Here is a 2,149-nt window from a genome sequence, read left to right as displayed (position 1 = left end):
TCGCCGCCACGCGGCGGAACTGGTTGCGCTTGCGCCAGATATCATATTGGCCAATGGCACCTCGACATTAGGCCCACTGCTTCAGCATTCTAAAACGATACCGATTGTATTCGTGCAGGTCACTGATCCCGTTGGCAGCGGCTATGTCGTGAGCCTGGCACGCCCGGGCGGTAATGCTACCGGCTTTGCCGCCCGCGAATACGGTGTGAGCGGAAAATGGCTAGAGGTGCTCAAGCAGGTCGCCCCCGGCGTGACGCGCGTGGGGGTGATCCGCAATCCCGCGGTTCCATCTGGTAGCGGGCAATTCGGCGCGATACAGGCGGTGGCACCGTATTTGCGAATGGAGGTGGCCCCCATCGATGTTCGCGATCCAGGAGAAATCGAGCGCGGCGCGGCCGCCTTGGCGAGCGGCTCGAACGGCGCCCTAATCGTCACGGCAAACGGGGCAGCGGTCGCGCATCGGGATGTCATCATCACGACGGCCGCCCGTCACAAGCTGCCAGCCGTCTACTGGCAGCGCCACTTCGTCACGGCTGGCGGCCTCATTTCCTACGGCGAGGACGGGACCGACCAATACACGAGAGCGGCGGGCTACGTTGACCGCATCCTCAAGGGCGAGAAACCTGCCGACCTTCCGGTACAGGCGCCGACCAAGTACGAACTGGTGATCAACCTCAAGACCGCGAAGGCGCTCGGCCTCGACGTGCCGCCGTCCCTGCTAAGTCGCGCCGACGCAGTGATCGAATAGACGAATGTCCGCTATTGATGCTGTGGACGGCTCCTCCACCGGCACGTAGTGCCACGGATGTGGGCGCTGTTAAGGCTCCCACTATTCAGAGGAGCTATCCATGCAAACGACCACGACAATCGGTCTCGACATTGCGAAGTCGGTCTTCCAGGTTCACGGAGTTGATGCTGCCGGCCAGGTGGTCATCCGCCGCCAGTTGAAGCGTCGGTACGTCCTTTCGTTTTTCCAGAAGTTGCCGCAGTGCCTGGTCGGCATCGAAGCTTGCGCCTCGTCGCACCATTGGTCGCGCGAGCTGCAAGCACTTGGTCATACGGTACGGCTGATGCCTCCGGCCTACGTCAAACCCTATGTCAAACGGCAGAAGAATGACGCGACGGATGCAGAGGCCATCTGTGAGGCAGTCACCAGGGCCAACATGCGGTTCGTGCCAACCAAGACTCCCGAGCAGCAGAGCGGCTTGGTGCTCCACCGCACGCGCCATCTGTTCATCCGTCAGCAGACTTCGGTAATCAATGCGATCCGGGCCCATCTTGCCGAGTTCGGGATCGTTGCACCGGTCGGGCGCCGCGGTGTCGAGGAACTGCTCACTGTCGTCGCCGATCCAAACGACGAGCGAGTTCCAGAGATAGCTCGTGCATGTCTTTCGGCATTCGGGGCTCAGCTGCGTAGCATCAAGGAGCAGGTATTGGAGTTCGACCGGCTGATCACGGCCTGGCACCGATCCAATGAAATGAGTATGAGGCTCGATGAAGCTCCCGGCGTCGGTCCGGTGCTAGCAACTGCTGTGGTCGCCACCGTTGCTGACCCAAAGGTCTTCCGATCAGGGCGCAACTTCTCGGCTTGGATAGGCCTCGTGCCTAAGCAGCACTCCAGCGGTGGCAAGGACAGGCTCGGCAGCATCAGCAAACAAGGTGACCGCTATCTGCGCGGCCTGTTCGTGGCTGGCGCGCTGGCCGTCATTCGCTATGCCAAGATCCATGGCACCAAACATCGGCCCTGGCTCACAGCATTGCTGGCACGGCGGCCGACGAAGATCGCCGCCATCGCGCTCGCCAATAAGATCGCGCGAATGGTCTGGGCCATGATGGCTAAGGGCGAGCGATACAAGGAACCCATCGCACTTGCGGCGTAAACGAGATCGCGCCGGACAACCGGCGTGATGTGAAGGTTGGGAGGGCGAACAGCACGTAATGCAGAGCCGGTCGATCCGGCGATCAGGACAACCCACTAGTGCCATAGCATTGTCGAATGCGAGCTTTTGGTCGGGACCTGATCCGCGGAGGGCATTATGGCCAGCGGTCATGTGAACCGCATCTAAAGGCCGAACACATGGCTGCACCGACCAATGCTGCTTACGTGAAGAAAGCTCTTGCCAACTCGGAGCCGTCCACACATGGCACT

The 2,149-nt window shown here is 61.0% G+C and carries 2 protein-coding genes; both read left to right on the top strand.

Annotated features, from left to right (window positions below; translation table 11 throughout):
• Positions 1-19: 19 nt before the first annotated feature.
• Positions 20-748, top strand: coding sequence for an ABC transporter substrate-binding protein (locus VMT30_02660; GenBank protein HVQ43843.1), 729 nt, complete (start codon positions 20-22; stop codon positions 746-748).
• A 100-nt stretch (positions 749-848) separates the two neighbouring features.
• Positions 849-1,880, top strand: a complete 1,032-nt coding sequence (locus VMT30_02655; GenBank protein ID HVQ43842.1) for an IS110 family transposase — start codon at positions 849-851, stop codon at positions 1,878-1,880.
• Positions 1,881-2,149: the final 269 nt, after the last annotated feature.

The organism is Candidatus Saccharimonadia bacterium, from assembly GCA_035544015.1.
Classification (GTDB): domain Bacteria; phylum Patescibacteriota; class Saccharimonadia; order UBA4664; family UBA4664; genus UBA5169.
This window is presented reverse-complemented; position numbering and strand designations above follow the sequence as displayed.